Annotated in this window: 1 protein-coding gene; it reads right to left on the bottom strand. The window is 65.2% G+C overall.

Features of this window, described 5'->3' with window-relative positions; all coding sequences use genetic code 11:
- On the bottom strand, window positions 1–1,018 hold a 1,018-nt coding region (ccsB, locus tag U5798_RS36855; protein WP_124457143.1), incomplete at both ends, for a c-type cytochrome biogenesis protein CcsB.

Raw genomic sequence — 1,018 nt, 5'->3', positions numbered from 1 at the left:
CCGTAGCTGTGCAGCCCGGACAGGAACATGTTGACGCCGAGGAACGCGAACGTCGTGACCAGCAGGCCCGTGAGCGCCCACCACGCGGCGACCGCGCCGCGCAGCCCCTTCATCAACCGCATGTGCAGCCACGCCGCGTAGTTCAGCCACACGATCAGCGCCCAGGTCTCCTTCGGGTCCCAGCTCCAGTAGCCGCCCCACGCTTCGGCCGCCCACAGCGCGCCGAGGATCGTCGCGATCGTGAAGAACGCGAAACCGACCGCGATCGACTTGTACATCACGTCGTCGAGCACTTCGAGCGTCGGCAGGCGATCGGCGAGCACGCCGCGCTCCTTCATCAGGTACGCGACCGACACCATCGCCGACAGCGCGAAGCTGCCGTAGCCGATGAAGTTCGCCGGCACGTGGATCTTCATCCACCAGCTCTGCAGCGCCGGCACGAGCGGCTGGATCTGCTGCGCGTCGCGCGCGACCGAGTACCACATCAGGAAGCCGACAGCCGCACTGATCACCAGCAGCACGAACGCGCCGAGCGAACGCGTGCCGTAGTGGCCTTCGTAATACAGGTACAGCAGCGCGGTGATCAGGCTGAACAGGACGAACACTTCATAGAGGTTCGACACGGGGATGTGACCGACATCCGCACCGATCAGGTAGGACTCGTACCAGCGCACCATCAGCCCCGTGAAGCCCATCAGCACGGCGACCCACGTGAGCTTCTGGCCGATCGCGGCGCCCGTTTCCGAGCGGGCGAGCAGGCCGATCCAGTAGAAGATCGTCGCGAGCACGAACAACGCGCTCATCCACAGGATCGCCGACTGGCTCGACAGGAAGTACTTGAGGAAGAATGCCGAATCGGCGCGGGCGAGATCGCCCTGGTAGATCTGGATCGACAGCAGCGACAGCACGGCGATCGACGCCATCATCAGCCGCGCGGGCTTCCAGCGCCAGCCGAGCGCGACGAGCGCCGGCACGGTGCCGATCATCACCGCCTTGTCGTAGTAATCCATGTGCGCGT

The organism is Burkholderia sp. BCC1972, from assembly GCF_905339605.1.
Lineage (GTDB): Bacteria > Pseudomonadota > Gammaproteobacteria > Burkholderiales > Burkholderiaceae > Burkholderia.
Note: the sequence above shows the minus strand (reverse complement) of the source record. Positions and strands in the feature narration are given on the sequence as shown.